The organism is Glutamicibacter sp. AGC46, from assembly GCF_053543715.1.
This window is the reverse complement of sequence record NZ_JBLVOJ010000009.1, coordinates 224,302-239,651: the sequence shown is the minus strand read 5'-3', so window position 1 is coordinate 239,651 and position 15,350 is coordinate 224,302. Positions and strand designations below refer to the sequence as shown.

Genomic DNA, 15,350 nt, shown 5'->3' with positions numbered 1-15,350 from the left:
CCGCCGCCCAATGGGTGTCGCTTAAATGTGGTAGATGTCCACGACGTGGTGGATGTAGTCGTTCTTCAGGACGACCTTCTTCGCGGTGATCACCGGCGCAGTGCCGGAGTAGTCGATCGTGTAGAACGAGGTGCCGAAGTAGGTGTCCACGTTCTGGTAGCGGTAGTACAGGGTGAACCAGTTGAAGCGGATGTCCACCTTGTCGCCGTCCACTGCAACGATCTCCACGTTGGTGATGTTGTGCCCGGTGCGCGGCTCGGGCAGCGAGGTGGCCGAGGAGCGGTCGGTCTTGATGCGGAAGACGCGGTCTTCCAGGCCGCCGCGGTTAGCGTAGTAGATCAGCGAGATCTCGCGCTGCGGATCTTCGGTCAGCTGCTCGTCATCGGCCCAGGCCGGCATCCAGAAGGTGGCTTCCGGGTGGTAGCAGTCCAGCCAACGGTCGAAGTCGCGGTCATCGAGGAAGCGGGCTTCCTGGTAGAGGAACTGCGCGATATCCGCGGTGGTGACTGCGCCGTTGGAAGTCGGCGCCTCGGTCAGTGCGATGGTGCTCATCTGTCTTGTCCCTTCGACCTTAGTTCGGTGCTTCGCGTTCGTTATCCACGGCTTGGCGCATGGTCTGCAGCCAGTAGCCGTGCTGGATCGGGTACAAGCCCTCGTCCTCGGTGCGCGCTCCGGAGGAGATGGGCTTCAGGCCCACCTTGTCCGCGTTCTCATCCGGGCCGGTGATCTGGTGGGCCTGGCCGCGCGAGAGGTCATTCCACTGCGCCGAGGTGGCCAGGTAGGTCTTCTGGCAGGAGCGGAATTCTTCCAGGTCATCCGGGGTGGCCATGCCCGAGGCGTTGAAGAAGTCCTCGTACTGGCGGATGCGGGCCGCGCGCGCGGTGTCCGACTCGCCCACCGGGGCGAAGCAGTAGATGGTCACCTCGGTCTTGTCCACGGAGATCGGCCGGAAGACGCGGATCTGCGAGCCGAACTGGTCCATCAGGTACACGTTCGGGTACAGGCACAGGTTGCGCGAAATGCCGATCATCCAGTCGGCCTTGGCTTCGCCGAACTTGGCAACCAGCTCGTCGCGCTTCTCGGCCAGCGGGCGGTTGGCCGAGTCCAGCCATTCGGTCCACAGCAGCAGGTGGCCGTGCTCGAAGGAGTAGTAGCCGCCCTTCTGCTTGTCCCAGCCGCCGGCGTCCATGGTCTTGGTGTCGTTGGAGGATTCGCCGTTGGCGCGGCGGGCCTGGGTGGCGGCGTAGTTCCAGTGGGTGGCCGATACGTGGTAGCCGTCAGCGCCGTTCTCCGCCTGCAGCTTCCAGTTGCCGTCATAGGTGTAGGTCGAGGCGCCGCGCAGCACTTCCAGGCCTTCTTCGGACTGGTCAACCATCATGTCGATGATCTTCGTGGCCTCGCCCAGGTGCTCTTCCAGCGGCAGGACATCGGCGTTCAGCGAGCCGAAGAGGAAACCGCGGTAGTTCTCGAAACGGGCGACCTTGGTCAAATCGTGGGAGCCGTCCTTGTTGAACTGCTCCGGGTAGCCAGCTCCCCGCGAATCCTTGACCTTGAGCAGCTTGCCGGAGTTGTTGAAGGTCCAGCCATGGAACGGGCAGGTGAAGGTGGTGCGGTTATCGGTCTTGCGCCGGCAGAGCATGGCTCCGCGGTGGCTGCAGGCGTTGATCAGCGCGTTGAGTTCGCCCTGCTTGTTGCGCGAGATGATGATGGGCTGGCGGCCGATGTTGGTGGTGTAGTAGTCGCCGATGTTCGGGATCTGGGACTCGTGGGCCAAGTACACCCAGTTGCCTTCCCAGATGTGCTTCATTTCCATCTCGAAAATCTCTTCGTCGGTGAAGATATTTCGGTTGGCGCGGAACTCTCCGGTTTCCGGGCTGTCAACCAGCGCGTTATCCAGCAGGCTGGATACCTCGTTCAGGGTCTCGGTCATGGCGTGGTGTGCTCCGTCCATTCAATGCTCGTTTAAAGGGGAAACCGCTGCAGCCGGTTTGCATGGATTCAACCTTGGCAGAAAGTGCGGGCGGTCACACTAGGGTTATGCCTAGGCTTGGGCTAGGCATCTGACTACTATGTTTTCGATCGTCTGAATTCACACCTGTTGCCTATCAATGCATCGGCGTATTCTTTTGCTACGACCACCAGCCACTTTTTCGAAGCAGGCTTGCCCATGCGCGATGAAGGACCCCCTGATCTCCCGCCGGCCCACGGCCAGAACCCCGAAGTTCCGCCGCAGGGCCAGCGCTCTTTCATGCACATCCTGGTCAACACCGCCGTCGCGAACCTCACCACCAGCTACCTGTGGTTCGCGCTGACCTTCTGGGTGTACCTGGAGACCGAGAACGTCATGGCCACCGGCATCATCGGCGGCGCATTCATGCTGCTGATCTCCGTGTTCTCCATGGTTTTCGGGACGATCGTGGACAACCACCGCAAGAAATCGGTCTTCGTCTTCTCCGCGATGATCACCGCTGTGGCCTTTTCCCTGGCTGGGCTGATCTACCTCTGGCTGCCCACGAAGGACATCCTGGATATCGGCGGATGGCAGTTCTGGATCTTCTGCCTGGTCATCCTGTTCGGCGCGATCGTGGAGCAGATGCGAGGCATCGCGCTGTCCACGACGGTCACCTTGCTGATCCCGGTCGAGCGCCATGCCAACGCCAACGGGCTGGTGGGCACGGTGCAGGGCATCGCCTTCATCATCACCAGCGTGTTCTCCGGGCTGTCCATCGGACTGCTGGGGATGGGATGGACGCTGGCCATTGCCATCGTGATGGTCGTGGTCACGATGCTGCACCTTTTGGGCATCTCCATCCCGGAGGAGGAACCGGAAAAGGAGGAGGGGCGGACCAAGACCAGCGACCTGCGCCTGGGCTTCACTACAGTGATGGCCATCCCTGGCCTATTCGCGCTGATCATCTTCTCGATGTTCAACAACTTCATCGGCGGCACCTACATGGCGCTGATGGATCCCTACGGGCTGACCATCATGCCGGTCGAAGCCTGGGGCATCACCTTCGGGCTGGCATCCACCGGCTTCATCATCGGCGGCTTGGCCATCGCCAAGTTCGGTCTGGGGGCCAACCCGATCCGCACCATGCTCCTGCTGGTTGCCGTCATGGGATTCCTCGGCGCGATCTTCACCATCCGCGAATGGACGTGGCTCTATGTGCTGGGCATCTGGCTCTACATGATGCTGATCCCGGCGGTGGAAGCCTCGGAGCAAACGGTGATCCAGAAGGTGGTCACCTTCCGCCGCCAGGGCCGGGTGTTCGGCTTCGCCCAGATGATGGAAGCCGCCGCGGCGCCGATTACCGCTTTCCTGATCGCGCCGATTGCCCAGTACCTGGTCATCCCCTTCATGCGCTCGCCAGCGGGCGACGACCGATTCGGCTGGCTGGTGGGGCAAGGCGAGGCGCGCGGCATCGCCTTGATATTCCTGGCCGGCGGGCTGATCATGATTGTGGTGGCGCTGCTGGCCATGGGCACCAGCCAGTACCGCAAGCTGTCGACAATTTTCCAGGCCGAATCACCTGGAGCACCCGAGGAGGCATCACTTGCCAACAAGTCAGAAGACCCTTCCAACTGAGGCCAGCGTGGAGGAATTCATTGAGGCGGCAACCCCGGCCAAGCGCCGGGTTGACGGCCACGAACTGGACCGCATCTTCCGCGAAGCCACCGGCGAGCAGCCGGTGATGTGGGGACCGAGCATGGTGGGCTACGGAAGCTACACCTACATCTCCCCTGCCAATGCGCGCACCACGGGCATCTGGCCCAAGACCGGTTTCTCGCCGCGCAAGGCCCAGCTCTCGCTCTACGGGCTGAAGGACCTTCCCGAGGGCGCCCAGCTCTTGCCGCAGCTGGGCAAATACACCGAGGGAGCCGGTTGCGTGTACGTGAAAAAGCTGGAGGACATCGACCTGGAGGTGCTGCGGAAACTGATCTCCATCGCTGCCTCGCGGCAGGACGACCAGGCTCGATAGCCTCCAGGGGCTTAGCTCCGCCGCCTAGTTCGCCACGGCGGCCAGCCGGGCCTTCCTGAAACGCCTGAAAATTGCCCGCCCGCCTGCAACTGCACCCAGCACAATTGCCACCGCACCCGAGAATAGCGAGACGGCCATGGGAAGCTGCGGGCTGGCGGAATCCGGGAAAGCGTCAAAGAGCAGTAGCGTCCAGAAAAGGCCGGGAATCACCCCGGCGGCCAGGGCGCTGAAGCTGAACACCAGAGCGTGCAGCCAGCGCTCGGTTGCGCTTCCCAGCCATGCCATCACGCCGGCAACTGCCAGCCATGGAAGCAGCGGGAACGCCAAGGGCACCCACAGGTCGGGTTCGGACCACCATGGGGCATCCGCGATCAGCGGATCCACGATCAGCAGCAGCACCGCAAAGAGGATCCCGCTGGCTGCAGCCAGCCAGCTCATTGGCCAACTGATTTTCTTGCCCATTAGCGATTGCCTGCTTGCTACTAGCGAATATCTTCCTAGGTTGGATGATACCCGCAGACTGGTGCCTCTGCGGGTATCATCCCCTGCCTTATTCGGCTTCTTCGAAGAAGGCCTCGACCTCTGAGATGCCGGCGGAGATGACCGGAACCAGGCGCTCGTCGATGCTGTAGCGCTCGCCGTCCTTGGAAATCAGACCGTAGCCGACCAAGGAATCCATGGCGATGCGGGCTTCTGGAAGCACGGCATCGTAGATCTTCGGACCGCAGTTGCGGCGCAGGCCCTCCAAGTCCCCTTCGCGGCCGGTGGATGCGGTGACCAGCAGGTTACGCAGCACCAGGTAATGGGCTTCATCCCGCAAGGTGACATCGAAGGTCGGGTTCAGGTGCGCCTGGACGCAGCCGACAGCCATCTCGAAGAGCAGCTGCGCGCTGCCCGCTTCCTCGCCGGCAACCAGCAATTCGTAGGCGTCCGGATCCGTGCGCAACACCGATCCTTCCGACTCCACGACGGACATCCGGCCGGCGCTCCAGATGTAGTTGAAGGCTAGTGGCGCCGGGCCTTCCGGGTCGAAGGTTTCGGCATCCAGGCCAACGGCAGTCAATACCTTGGCGCGCGGCGCTTCGGCTGCTGCACTGAAGTCCTCCATGTCCACGCCTTCGGCCACCGCCTGGGCATAGGCCTTGACCTGGCTGAACAACCTGGTTTCGCGCAGCAATCCGCATAGCTCCGCGTCGCCCTCGGCAAAACCATTGAGCGTATCTTCCAGCATCTCGCGCAGGGCTTCGAGGTTCTCCGCAGGGCCCTGCCAGAGCATGCGCTGCTCGATGAAGCTGAAGTATTCCAGCCATGTGGTGAAGATCGGCTCCGGAGCCAAGGATTCCGGCAGGTTGCCCAGGTGCTCGGCCAGAGTCTCGCCGAAGACATCGATGTCCAGGTCGAACAGGTTCGAGCTGCGGGCGTTCTCGGCGTACTGGCCGGCGATCTGCCCGATGACGTCCAGCTGCATGCCCGCTGCCTGCGCCGCCTGTTCAGGCGAAAAGGCAGGAACCTGCTGCGCTACCCAAGTTGTGTAGTCCTGGCGAAGCGCATTGATCTGCTGTTCAGCCTGGATCAGGAACACGCTGCGGCCGCGCGCTGCCGCCTTGGCAGGATTCCCTGCGCCCGAGTTCTTCTTGCCTTGACGCTTTTTGCTGGCCATGAGCCGTCCTTTGGTTCCGAAATTGGTCTCTGGTTAAAGCCTACGGTGCCCGCCCGAAGCCGGGCGAATAGCGCGATGCGGCTCACCTGCGTGGAAGCATGCCCGGATGACCCCGCAGGACCGTAGACCTTTGGTGTTCAAGGTGCTCACTTGCTGTTTTCTTGTCCACTTTCATTGACCAATGGCGCTGAATCCGACAAGATGAACAGCAAAGACAGATGTAGCCTGCGACACAATGCTTTCAGCTCTACAGAAAATCTGCGCCGTGGCCTATTAATGAACTTGGATTTCCTAGTAGTTTCGGCGGGGGCCGCTTCAGTGGTCCGCGAAGCCCCGGATCATTGGTGATTTCCGGCCATCGGCTGTCCTGGCAGATGCTACTGCGATAAGAGGGAGAAAATAATGAAGATCGCGGTTTTGATCAAAGAAGTCCCAGATACCGGAGAGGACCGCCTGCTGGATCTGGAGACCGGCCTGGCCGACCGTGCCGCTTCAGAAGTGGTGCTCGATGAAATCGGCGAGCGGACCCTGGAAGTTGCGCTGAAGCATGCTGATGCGAACCCTGGAACTGAAATCACCGTGCTGACCATGGGCCCGGATTCAGCTCAGGCCACCCTGCGCAAGGGTTTGGCCATGGGTGCTGCCAGCGCCGTGCATATCAGCGACGAGGAGCTTCTCGGCGCCGATCTGGTCCTCACCGCGCAGGTCCTGGCGGCGGCTTTGCGCCGAGGCAGCTACGATCTGGTCCTCACCGGCAACATGTCCACCGACGGCTCCGCGGGCATGCTCCCGGTCATGCTGGCCGAGCTGCTTGATCTTCCGGCGGCGACCTCGTTGTCCTCGGTAGAAATTGCCGACGGCGCTATCAGCGGATTGCGCGAGCTGGATGGCGCTGCCGCCCAGATCAGCGCTCCATTGCCAGCGGTCGCTTCGATCACCGAGGCATTGCCAGATGCCCGCTTCCCGAATTTCAAGGGCATCATGGCCGCGAAGAAGAAACCGGTCGAGTCCCTGTCCCTGGCCGATTTGGGCGTCGAGTCCCTGCCTGCGGATACTGCGCGTTCCATCATGGTTTCGGTGGCCCAGCGCCCGCCCCGCACCGCCGGAACTGTCATTGCCGATGACGGCGATGCCGGTAACGCAGTGGCCGAATTCCTCGTCAAGAACAACCTGGTGTGAGCGGAAAGAAAACCATGACTTCCTTTGCTTCTGATTCAATTCTTGTTTTCCTCGAGACCACGGCCACTGGAACGCTGGCCAAGAACCACGCGGAACTGCTCGGCGCCGCCTCTGCCGTGGGCACCCCGGTAGCGCTTCTCGCCGCTCCGGCCGGATCCCTTGATACCCTGGCGGCGCAAGCCAGCGAGTCTGGCGCCGCGCAGGTACTCACCGCCGCCGTCGATTCTCCGGTGCTGACCGCGCCGATGGCTGACGCGCTGCAGCAGGCCTTCGCGCAAATCCAGCCACAAGCCGTACTGCTGGGGCATACCCTGGCTTCGCGCGAAGTGGCCGCACGCTTCGCGGTGCGCCACCGCTTGGCGCTGAGCGTCGATGCGCTCGGTGTTTCGCGTGATGACCAGGGAATCATCGCAGCCCACTCGATCTACGGCGGCGCGTATTCGACCCACAGCGCCCCGACCTTCGGCGCGCCGGTGATCACCGTGCGCGTGGGCAGCATCGAAGAGCGTGCCCAGGCCCAACCGGCGAGCGCGATCCCGCTGGAGGTAGCCGCCAGCGCCAAGCCGGAGGTCGAGGTCAAGGAACTGAGAACGGCCGAAACGGCATCCACCCGTCCCGAGCTGCGTTCCGCGGCACGCGTGGTCTCCGGTGGCCGCGGGTTGGGCAGCGCGGAGCAGTTCGACCTGGTGCACCAGCTGGCCGATGCCTTGGGTGCTGCCGTGGGCGCGTCGCGTGCGGCGGTGGATGCCGGATACGTCGAGCATGCCGCCCAGGTGGGCCAGACCGGCGTGGCAGTTTCTCCCCAGCTGTACGTGGCACTGGGCATTTCCGGAGCCATCCAGCACAAGGCGGGCATGCAGACCGCCAAGACCATCATCGCCATCAACAAGGATGCCGATGCACCGATCTTCGAGATCGCCGACTTCGGCGTGGTGGGGGATGTCTTCAAGGTCGTGCCCCAACTGATTTCCGCCTTGGAAGCACGCAAGGCCTGATCGCCATGAACGCACCAAACCAATCCATCCGCCAGGGGCTGCCGCGCGTGGCCGGCGGCGATCCCTGGCCGCCAGCCGAGCTGTTCGCTCCCGCTGCAGGCGCCGCGGTCCCGGCAGGGCCTAGCGCGGTCGAGGATGCTGCAGAACCAGTTCTCGACCAGCCCGTTGGCCCGTCGGTGCCTGCGGAACCAACGCCTGGCCAAGCATCTGCTAGTTCCGCAGCCAGCGCACCGGCCGCGGAACCTGTTGCAGATCAGGGCGCGGTTGCCGGGCTTCTTCGCCAGGGCCTGCCACGGGTTGCCGGCGGCGGACCGTGGCCGCCTGCGGGAACGCCGGTCGCCGCGAACGCTCCAGCCGCATCGCAGAACGCTTCCGCTGCACCAGCACCTGAGCCGGTTGCCGAGCTAGTTGGCGAACCGGTTGCCGAACCGGTAGCTGAATCAGCGCCGGCGGCCCCCGAACCAGTTGCCACCGCGGGTACCGCCCCGGCCACAGCGGTTTCCAGTGCCGGGGCACCAGCAGTTCGCCGTGGCCTGCCGCGCACCGCCGGTGCAGAACCGTGGCCGCCAAGTTCATTCGTGGCAGCTCCCGTTGTTGCCGCAGCTCCAGCGGCTCCAGCGCCTGCGCTCCCGCCGGCACCGGTTGCGGAAGCTGCCCAGGCCCAGGCCGCACCGGCCATCCCGCCGAGGGCAGAGGCAGCACCCGCGGATCCGGTGGGCCAGGCATCCGGCGCCGCGCTGGTCTCGGAGCCTGCGGCCGCCGAGGTGCAGGCTGCTTCTGCCCGTACCCGCATGGGTGCGCAGGAACCTGCCGCGCCAGCAGCCGCGGCAAGTAACGCGCTGACCCCCGGGCGCGCGAGCAAGCCGGCACCCCAGGCAGCGGCGAAGAGCAAGAAAGAAGCGGCCAAGCATGGCCCGCTGACGACCAAGCAGTGGGTGCTGGCTGGAATCCTTGGCGCATTCTGCGCCTTGGGCATCGCCACTGCCGTGGTGCTCGTTGCCCGCGGCATTGCCGGCATCGATGCCGTGGAGTCATTCATGGAACGCTACCCGGGTGAGTACCACCTGCCGGACTCGGCACCTCTCGGGTTCCCTGGCTGGCTGGCATGGAACCACTTCTTCAACTTCTTCCTGATGGTCCTGATCATCCGTTCTGGCATGCTGGTCAGGCACCAGAAGAAGCCGCCTGCCTATTGGTCGTCGAAGCGCAGCCCGAAGGTGAGCATCAACCTCTGGCTGCATCAGGGTCTTGACCTGCTGTGGATCATCAATGGCCTGGTGTTCCTCGTGCTGCTGTTCGCCACAGGCCACTGGATGCGCATCGTCCCGACGTCTTGGGAGGTCTTCCCCAACGCGATTTCGGCGGCCTTGCAGTACCTGACGCTGGATTGGCCCACCGAAAACGGCTGGGTGAATTACAACTCGCTGCAGCAGCTGGCCTACTTCACCACCGTGTTCATCGCGGCCCCGGTCGCGGCGATCACCGGCTTCCGGCTCAGCGCCTTCTGGCCGAAGAACATGCCAGCACTGACCGCGAAGTACCCGATCGAGGTTGCCCGCGCGCTGCACTTCCCAACCATGCTGTACTTCGCTGTGTTCATCCTCGTGCACGTGATCCTGGTGTTCTCCACCGGGGCGCTGCGCAACCTGAACCACATGTACGCGGCCCAGGGTTCCACGGATCCAGCCGCGTACGCGGATAACTGGACCGGACTGCTCTTCTTCGCGCTCTCGCTGCTCGTAATCGCCGGCGCCTGGCTGGCCTGCCGGCCAATGATCCTCGCATCCATTGCCCGGCTCTTCGGCAAGGTCAGTGCAAGGTAGGAGCAGCGATTCTTGCCTCTGGCGCAAAACTGATCGCGCATGGGGTCGATCGTCAGTAGGGTCGATAACAACGGCCTTACTGACGAATGGGGAACAACGAAAATGAGCCAACACCACGAACACCACACCAAAGAACATGATGATGTCGCCTTCTGGGAGAACCACTACGGCCAGTCCGAGCGGGTCTGGTCAGGCAAGGTCAACCAGGTCATCGAGAACCTTGTCGCCCCGCTGGCCCCCGGCACGTCGCTGGATATCGGCTGCGGGGAGGGAGGCGATGCGCTGTGGCTGGCCTCCCATGGCTGGAAGGCTACCGGGGTCGACATCTCGCCCACCGCGGTGAAGCGCGCGCAGGAAGAAGCGGCCAAGCACGGTCTGGACGCGGGGCAGACCCGCTTCATCGCCTCGGATCTGGCTGCGTGGAATACCGGGGAAACCTTCGACCTGGTGACCTTGAGCTTCTTCCAGGCACCCTTTGAATTCCCTCGCGCCAGCTTCCTGCGCAAGGCAGCGACCCTGGTCGCACCCGGCGGCCACCTGCTGGCCCTGTCCCATGCATCGATGCCGTCCTTCGCCAGCAAGCCCGATCACCAGATGCCCGTGTTCCCCAGCCCCGAAAAGGAACTGGAAGCTTTGGCTCTGGATCCGGCGCAGTGGGAGGTGCTGTGCGCCGAGGTCCGCGAACGCACCATCATCGGTCCCGATGGCAATCCGGCGACCCTGGAGGATGCCGTGGTATTCGTGCAGCGCAAGGTGTAAAAAGTTCGACCCTCCAGCCCCATCGGGCTGGAGGGTCAACGACGGCCTAGATATCCCACACGGATCTAGGCCAGCTTCAGGGCCTGCGACGGGGCGTAGGCGCCTAGCGGCACCGAGTCGCGCACCACGTCGCGCAGGTTCAATGCATCACCGCCCGCAGGCATAGCCGCTTGCAACTGCACGAGCACGTTGCCCAGGGCGGTGCATTCCACGGGTCCGGAAATGACCGGCACGCGCGCATGGTCTGCAGTGCGCTGGCACAGCAGCTGGCCTTGCGAGCCGCCTCCGACAATATGGATGTTCTCCAGCTCGAATCCACCCAACCGCGCGGCTTCTGCAGCTTGGCGGGCGAAACTCTGAGCCAGCGACTCGACGACCACCCTGATCACTTCGGCAGGTGAGCACGGGCGCTGCCCGCCGGCGGCTTCCACCGCATCGCAGATGCGCTGGGCCATCTGGCCAGGAGCCAGGAACCGCTCGCTTTGAGGATCGATCAGCACCTGCGGAACAGGCAATTCCGCGGCCTCGGCAAGGAGCTGCTCCAAGCTGGTTTCTTCCCTTCCGGCGGCTTCCGCGTCGTCGTTCCATTGGCGGATCGACTCGCTGAGCAGAAAGGTTCCGGCGACGTTCTTCAGGAACCGGACACTGGAATCCAGCCCCAGCTCGTTGGTGAATCCCGCTTGATGCGCTTGCTCGGTGAGTACCGGGCGGTCCAGCTCCACACCAACCAATCCCCACGTTCCGCAAGAGATATAGGCGGATTGCCCGCTGGAGAGCGGGGTCGCGACCACTGCGCTGGCCGTGTCATGGGAAGCGACCGCCACTACCTGGACTTCGTGGCTGGCTCCGAATTCCGCAGCCAGCTCGGGCAGCAGTGCGCCCACCGGCTGGCCAGGGTGCACTAGCTGCGCGAGCTTTCCCGAAAGCCCCAGTTCAGCAACCAGATCCTCGTCCCATGTACCGGTGCTGTGGTTCAGCAACCCGGTAGTGGAAGCGTTCGTCCACTCGCTGCGCCGATGCCCTGTGAGCATCCAGTTGAAATAGTCGGGAACCAGCAGCAGCGCCTCGGCGTTCGCCAACCGGTTTTCCAACTTCTCGGCTTGCAACTGGTACACGGTGTTGAACGGAAGGAATTGCAGCCCATTGCGTGCAAACAACTCGCGCCGGCTGAATTTCTGTTCCAGCGCAGCAACCGCGCGCTCATTGCGCGGATCCCGGTAATGCCGCACTTCTCCCAGGCGCTTGCCGTCCTTGAGCAACGCATAGTCCACCGCCCAGGAGTCCACCCCGATGCTGGCGATATCCCCGCGCTGTGCGAAAGCCAGCGAGAGGCCGTGGCGAATTTGCGCCCAGAGCTCATCGATATCCCAGGCCAGCGCTTCTTGCCGCGCCCCTGGTTCCAGGCTCGACAGCGGAACCGGTCCGTTGGCGAAACGGTGGACGGCAGTGAGCTGGAGCTTCCCGTCCACCATCTGGCCGATCATGACACGTCCGCTGGTGGCGCCGAGGTCGATAGCTGCGACCGGCGCGCTCTCTGCTTGCTTGCTCATCGCAGGAAGGCTGCCGCCACTCCGGAATCCACCGGAATGTGCAATCCGGTGGTCCGGGTCAGTTCCGGCCCGGTCAGCACGAACACGGCATCGGCAATGTTCTCCGGGATGACCTCGCGCTTCAGGATCGTGCGGTTTGCGTAGAACTGCCCCAGATCCTCCTCTGCCACGCCATAGGTCGCCGCACGCTGGGCACCCCAGCCGGAGGCGAAGATCCCGGAGCCGCGCACTACGCCATCGGGGTTGATGCCGTTCACGCGCACGCCATGCTCGCCCAATTCCACGGCCAGCAAGCGCACCTGATGCGCCTGGTCGGCCTTCGTGGCCGAGTAGGCAATATTGTTCGGACCTGCGAAGACCGAGTTCTTGGAGGAAATGTAGATGATATCGCCGCCGAGCTTCTGCTCGATCAGCACCTTGGCCGCGGCCTTGGAAACCAGGAACGATCCCTTGGCCATCACATCATGCTGCAGGTCCCAGTCGGCCTCGGTGGTTTCCAGCAAGGGCTTTGAAAGCGAGAGGCCCGCGTTGTTCACCACCAGGTCCAATCCGCCAAATGCCAGCACCGCCTCATCGATGGCACGTTGCACGGCGTGCGCATCGGCCACGTTGGCGGCGCCGCCAACGGCCACATCTGCTGTACCCAGCTCCGCCGCGGCGGCCTGCGCCTTGTCCAGGTCCAGGTCTGCGATGACCACGCAGGCTCCCTCGGCTGCCAGCCGCTGCGCCACGGCCTTGCCGATGCCCGACGCGGCACCGGTGACCAGGGCGATGCGCCCGGCATGGGATTTGGGCTTGGGCATGCGCTGCAGCTTGGCTTCCTCCAGCGCCCAGTATTCAATGCGGAACTTCTCGGCATCGGAAATCGGCGTATAGCTGGAGACCGCTTCGGCGCCGCGCATGACGTTGATGGCATTGAGGTAGAACTCGCCAGCGACCCGTGCGGTCTGCTTATTCGCCCCATAGGAGAACATGCCGACGCCCGGGACCAGCACGATCAGCGGGTCGGCCCCGCGCATCGCCGGAGAGTCCAGGTCCTTGTGGGCCTCGTAGTAGGCCTGGTAGTCAGCACGGTACTGCGCATGCAGTTCTTCCAGGCGAGCGATCTGCTCCGATACGCCTGCGGTAGCGGGAAGATCCAGCACCATCGGCTTGATCTTGGTGCGCAGGAAGTGGTCCGGGCAGCTGGTGCCCAGGGCCGCCAGCTGCGCCAGCTTCTGGCGCGAGAGGAAATCCAGGACTCGCTGATCATCGCTGAAGTGCCCCACCATGGGCTTGTCGGTGCTGGCCAGGCCGCGGATGCTCGGGGCCAATGCGGCGGCGCGGGTCCGGCGCTCCTCCTCGTCCAGCGGCTCGAATCCGGGAACCACAGGACCGAAGGGCTCCGGTGCGCCGTGCTCGTCAAGGTAGGCAGCGGCGGTGTCGATGATCCACAGCGAGTTGGACTCGGATTCCTGGGAGGTATCTCCCCAGGCGGTGATGCCATGGCCGCCGAGGATGCAGCCCACGGCCTGCGGATTGGCGTCCTTGATCGCGGCAATATCCAGTCCCAGCTGGAATCCGGGGCGGCGCCAGTCAACCCAAGCCACCTTGTCGCCGAAGATCCTTGCGGTCAGCTCCCGGCCGTCCTTGGCAGTGGCAATGGCAATGCCGGAGTCCGGGTGCAAGTGGTCGACGTGGTTTGCGTTGACCAGCCCATGCATTGCGGTATCAATGGATGGCGCGGCGCCTCCCTTGCCGTGCAGGCAGTAATCGAAGGCCGCGACCATCTCGTCTTCGCGCTCCACGCCCGGGTAGGCGTCCACCAGCGAGCGCATGCGGTCCAGGCGCAGGGTCGACAGCCCCTTTTCGGTCAACGTGCCGAGGTCCCCGCCCGATCCCTTGACCCAGAGCAGCTCAATTTGCTCACCGGTGACCGGGTCTTTCGCGGTGCCCTTGGCCGAGGTGTTTCCACCGGCGTAGTTGGTGTTCTTCTTGTCTGCACCCAACCGGTTGGATCGTTGAATCAGTTCCTGTGCGGTGGTGCGTGTCGCGATGGTGTTGCTCATGGTGTTCTTGTCTTCCGACTCGTTAGTGTGCATGGGGGCAGTGGTTCTCAGGCGTCGACTTTGGTGGCCCTGGTTTCATATCCATAGCGCTCCAGTTCGATCTCTTCCAGCGACTTGCCGCGCGTTTCCGGCGCCCAAATGGTGCCGATCAGCAACGCGACGACCAGCAGGCCGATGATCAGCAGGCCAAGCTTTTCCAAGCCCAGGTTGGTGAGCAGTACCGGGAACACCAACGAGAGCAGGCCGACAAGCACCCGGGCAAGCATGAACAGCACGCCCTGTGCACTGGCGCGGTAGCGCGTGGCGAAGAGCTCCGCGGTCCATAGCCCGTAGAAAGCCTGCGCGCCGATACCCGCCGAGATGCCCCAGGCCACTGCGTAGAACAGCAGGGAGAAGGCACCTGGAGGAGCGAAGATCAGCACGGTCCAGGCCGCAACACCCAGCAGGGCGCCACCGAAGTAGAGCCAACGCCGCGAGACCTGGTCTCCGTATTTCATGAATCCGAAATAGGTTGCGGCGGCGGTCAGCACCCAGACCAGCACCTGGAGCAGGTTCTGCTGGGTAGCGGATTCAACGCCAGCGGCAGCATAGACGCGAGGCTGGAAAATGCCAGCCTGCCCTGCCACGGTATTCCATAGCCCATAGACGCCGAGCAGGAAGAAGAGCGCGCTCCAGTTGCGGCGGTCGGCCAGCAGCCCGCGCATGCCGGAGAAGAACGAGGCTTTCACGCCAGCAGCCGTTTCCGCGGCACGTTGCTCCTTCCACCTCCTGGACTCGGGCAATCCGCGGCGGACCCACCAAGTGACAGCGGCGATCAGGAAAAGATGGAAGAAGATTGCCCGGGAGCCGTTCACGCCCCAAGGCTCAACCAGGATCGCCAGCGCGAAACCGATGGCTGGGCCAATCGACCACGCCAGCTGAGCGGTGCCCACGTGCGCAGCACGCGATTCCTGCGGAGCCTCCTCGGCAATGTAGGTCCAGGAGGCTGGAACGCCTGCGCCCACGGCAATGCCCATGAGGACCACGCCGATGATCAGCAGGCTCGTACCGGAGGAGAAGGTGATCATCAGGGCGCCGACCATGAACACGATCAGGTCGTAGGTATAGATGAACTTGCGGCCCAGACGGTCGCAGAGCGGTCCGCCGATCAGTGCACCCAGGGCCGCGCCGAACGCGTTGGCCGACACGGCAGCGATGACACCGACCAGCGCGTCGTCGAATCCGAACGCGCCCTGCCACAGGCTGAGGCTGGTGGCCAGCGCAATGATGGCTCCGGCTTCTATGTAATTGCTCATGGCTACGGCAATGGTGGCTTTCCACCCGGAGATGCCGCGCTTCTTTGCTGCGGTGCTCATG

At 63.6% G+C, this 15,350-nt stretch carries 13 protein-coding genes; 6 read left to right on the top strand and 7 right to left on the bottom strand.

Going from position 1 to position 15,350, the window contains the following annotated elements:
• Positions 1–21 precede the first annotated feature (21 nt).
• Together benB and benA are read right to left on the bottom strand one after the other, a co-directional pair.
• Positions 22–552 carry a benzoate 1,2-dioxygenase small subunit gene (benB, locus tag ACNPM8_RS04240; RefSeq protein ID WP_105656489.1) on the bottom strand — a complete coding sequence of 177 codons (531 nt, stop codon included), beginning with the start codon at positions 550–552 and terminating at the stop codon, positions 22–24.
• A gap of 19 nt (positions 553–571) precedes the next feature.
• The gene (gene benA / locus ACNPM8_RS04235) at positions 572–1,930 is read right to left on the bottom strand and encodes a benzoate 1,2-dioxygenase large subunit (protein ID WP_448939344.1); all 1,359 of its coding nucleotides are present in this window, start codon (positions 1,928–1,930) and stop codon (positions 572–574) included.
• A gap of 237 nt (positions 1,931–2,167) precedes the next feature.
• Between benA and ACNPM8_RS04230 the strand changes: the two genes are divergently transcribed.
• Together ACNPM8_RS04230 and ACNPM8_RS04225 are read left to right on the top strand one after the other, a co-directional pair.
• Positions 2,168–3,586, top strand: coding sequence for an MFS transporter (locus tag ACNPM8_RS04230; RefSeq protein WP_388024801.1), 1,419 nt, complete (start codon positions 2,168–2,170; stop codon positions 3,584–3,586).
• Entirely contained in the window at positions 3,555–3,980 is a 426-nt protein-coding gene (locus ACNPM8_RS04225) for a DUF1801 domain-containing protein (RefSeq protein WP_105656492.1), read from the top strand. Before ACNPM8_RS04230 ends, ACNPM8_RS04225 begins: the two co-directional genes overlap by 32 nt.
• Before the next feature lie 24 nt (positions 3,981–4,004).
• Here ACNPM8_RS04225 and ACNPM8_RS04220 read toward each other — a convergent pair whose 3' ends face one another.
• Together ACNPM8_RS04220 and ACNPM8_RS04215 are read right to left on the bottom strand one after the other, a co-directional pair.
• The gene (locus ACNPM8_RS04220) at positions 4,005–4,442 is read right to left on the bottom strand and encodes a hypothetical protein (RefSeq protein ID WP_105662264.1); all 438 of its coding nucleotides are present in this window, start codon (positions 4,440–4,442) and stop codon (positions 4,005–4,007) included.
• Between the two features lie 88 nt (positions 4,443–4,530).
• Positions 4,531–5,640: a hypothetical protein gene (locus ACNPM8_RS04215; RefSeq protein ID WP_388024798.1), complete on the bottom strand. Its 1,110-nt coding sequence runs from the start codon at positions 5,638–5,640 to the stop codon at positions 4,531–4,533.
• A 402-nt stretch (positions 5,641–6,042) separates the two neighbouring features.
• Here ACNPM8_RS04215 and ACNPM8_RS04210 point away from each other — a divergent pair, with 402 nt between their 5' ends.
• The 4 genes from ACNPM8_RS04210 (at position 6,043) to ACNPM8_RS04195 (ending at position 10,396) form a co-directional block, all read left to right on the top strand.
• Complete coding sequence (locus ACNPM8_RS04210; RefSeq protein ID WP_105656495.1) at positions 6,043–6,819, top strand: electron transfer flavoprotein subunit beta/FixA family protein; 777 nt, start codon at positions 6,043–6,045, stop codon at positions 6,817–6,819.
• 14 nt (positions 6,820–6,833) lie between these two features.
• Positions 6,834–7,814, top strand: coding sequence for an electron transfer flavoprotein subunit alpha/FixB family protein (locus tag ACNPM8_RS04205; RefSeq protein WP_388024923.1), 981 nt, complete (start codon positions 6,834–6,836; stop codon positions 7,812–7,814).
• Between the two features lie 5 nt (positions 7,815–7,819).
• Positions 7,820–9,637: a cytochrome b/b6 domain-containing protein gene (locus ACNPM8_RS04200; RefSeq protein WP_388024796.1), complete on the top strand. Its 1,818-nt coding sequence runs from the start codon at positions 7,820–7,822 to the stop codon at positions 9,635–9,637.
• 102 nt (positions 9,638–9,739) lie between these two features.
• Positions 9,740–10,396: a class I SAM-dependent methyltransferase gene (locus tag ACNPM8_RS04195; RefSeq protein WP_388024795.1), complete on the top strand. Its 657-nt coding sequence runs from the start codon at positions 9,740–9,742 to the stop codon at positions 10,394–10,396.
• 65 nt (positions 10,397–10,461) lie between these two features.
• Here ACNPM8_RS04195 and ACNPM8_RS04190 read toward each other — a convergent pair whose 3' ends face one another.
• The 3 genes from ACNPM8_RS04190 to ACNPM8_RS04180 are packed head-to-tail and all read right to left on the bottom strand — an operon-like array spanning position 10,462 to position 15,349.
• Positions 10,462–11,946 (bottom strand): rhamnulokinase, encoded by a 1,485-nt coding sequence (locus tag ACNPM8_RS04190; protein ID WP_105656499.1) that lies wholly within the window; start codon positions 11,944–11,946, stop codon positions 10,462–10,464.
• On the bottom strand, positions 11,943–13,994 hold the full coding sequence (locus tag ACNPM8_RS04185) for a bifunctional aldolase/short-chain dehydrogenase (protein WP_448939391.1): 2,052 nt from the start codon (positions 13,992–13,994) through the stop codon (positions 11,943–11,945). Before ACNPM8_RS04185 ends, ACNPM8_RS04190 begins: the two co-directional genes overlap by 4 nt.
• A 47-nt stretch (positions 13,995–14,041) precedes the next feature.
• Positions 14,042–15,349, bottom strand: a complete 1,308-nt coding sequence (locus ACNPM8_RS04180; RefSeq protein ID WP_332730802.1) for an MFS transporter — start codon at positions 15,347–15,349, stop codon at positions 14,042–14,044.
• Position 15,350 lies beyond the last annotated feature (1 nt).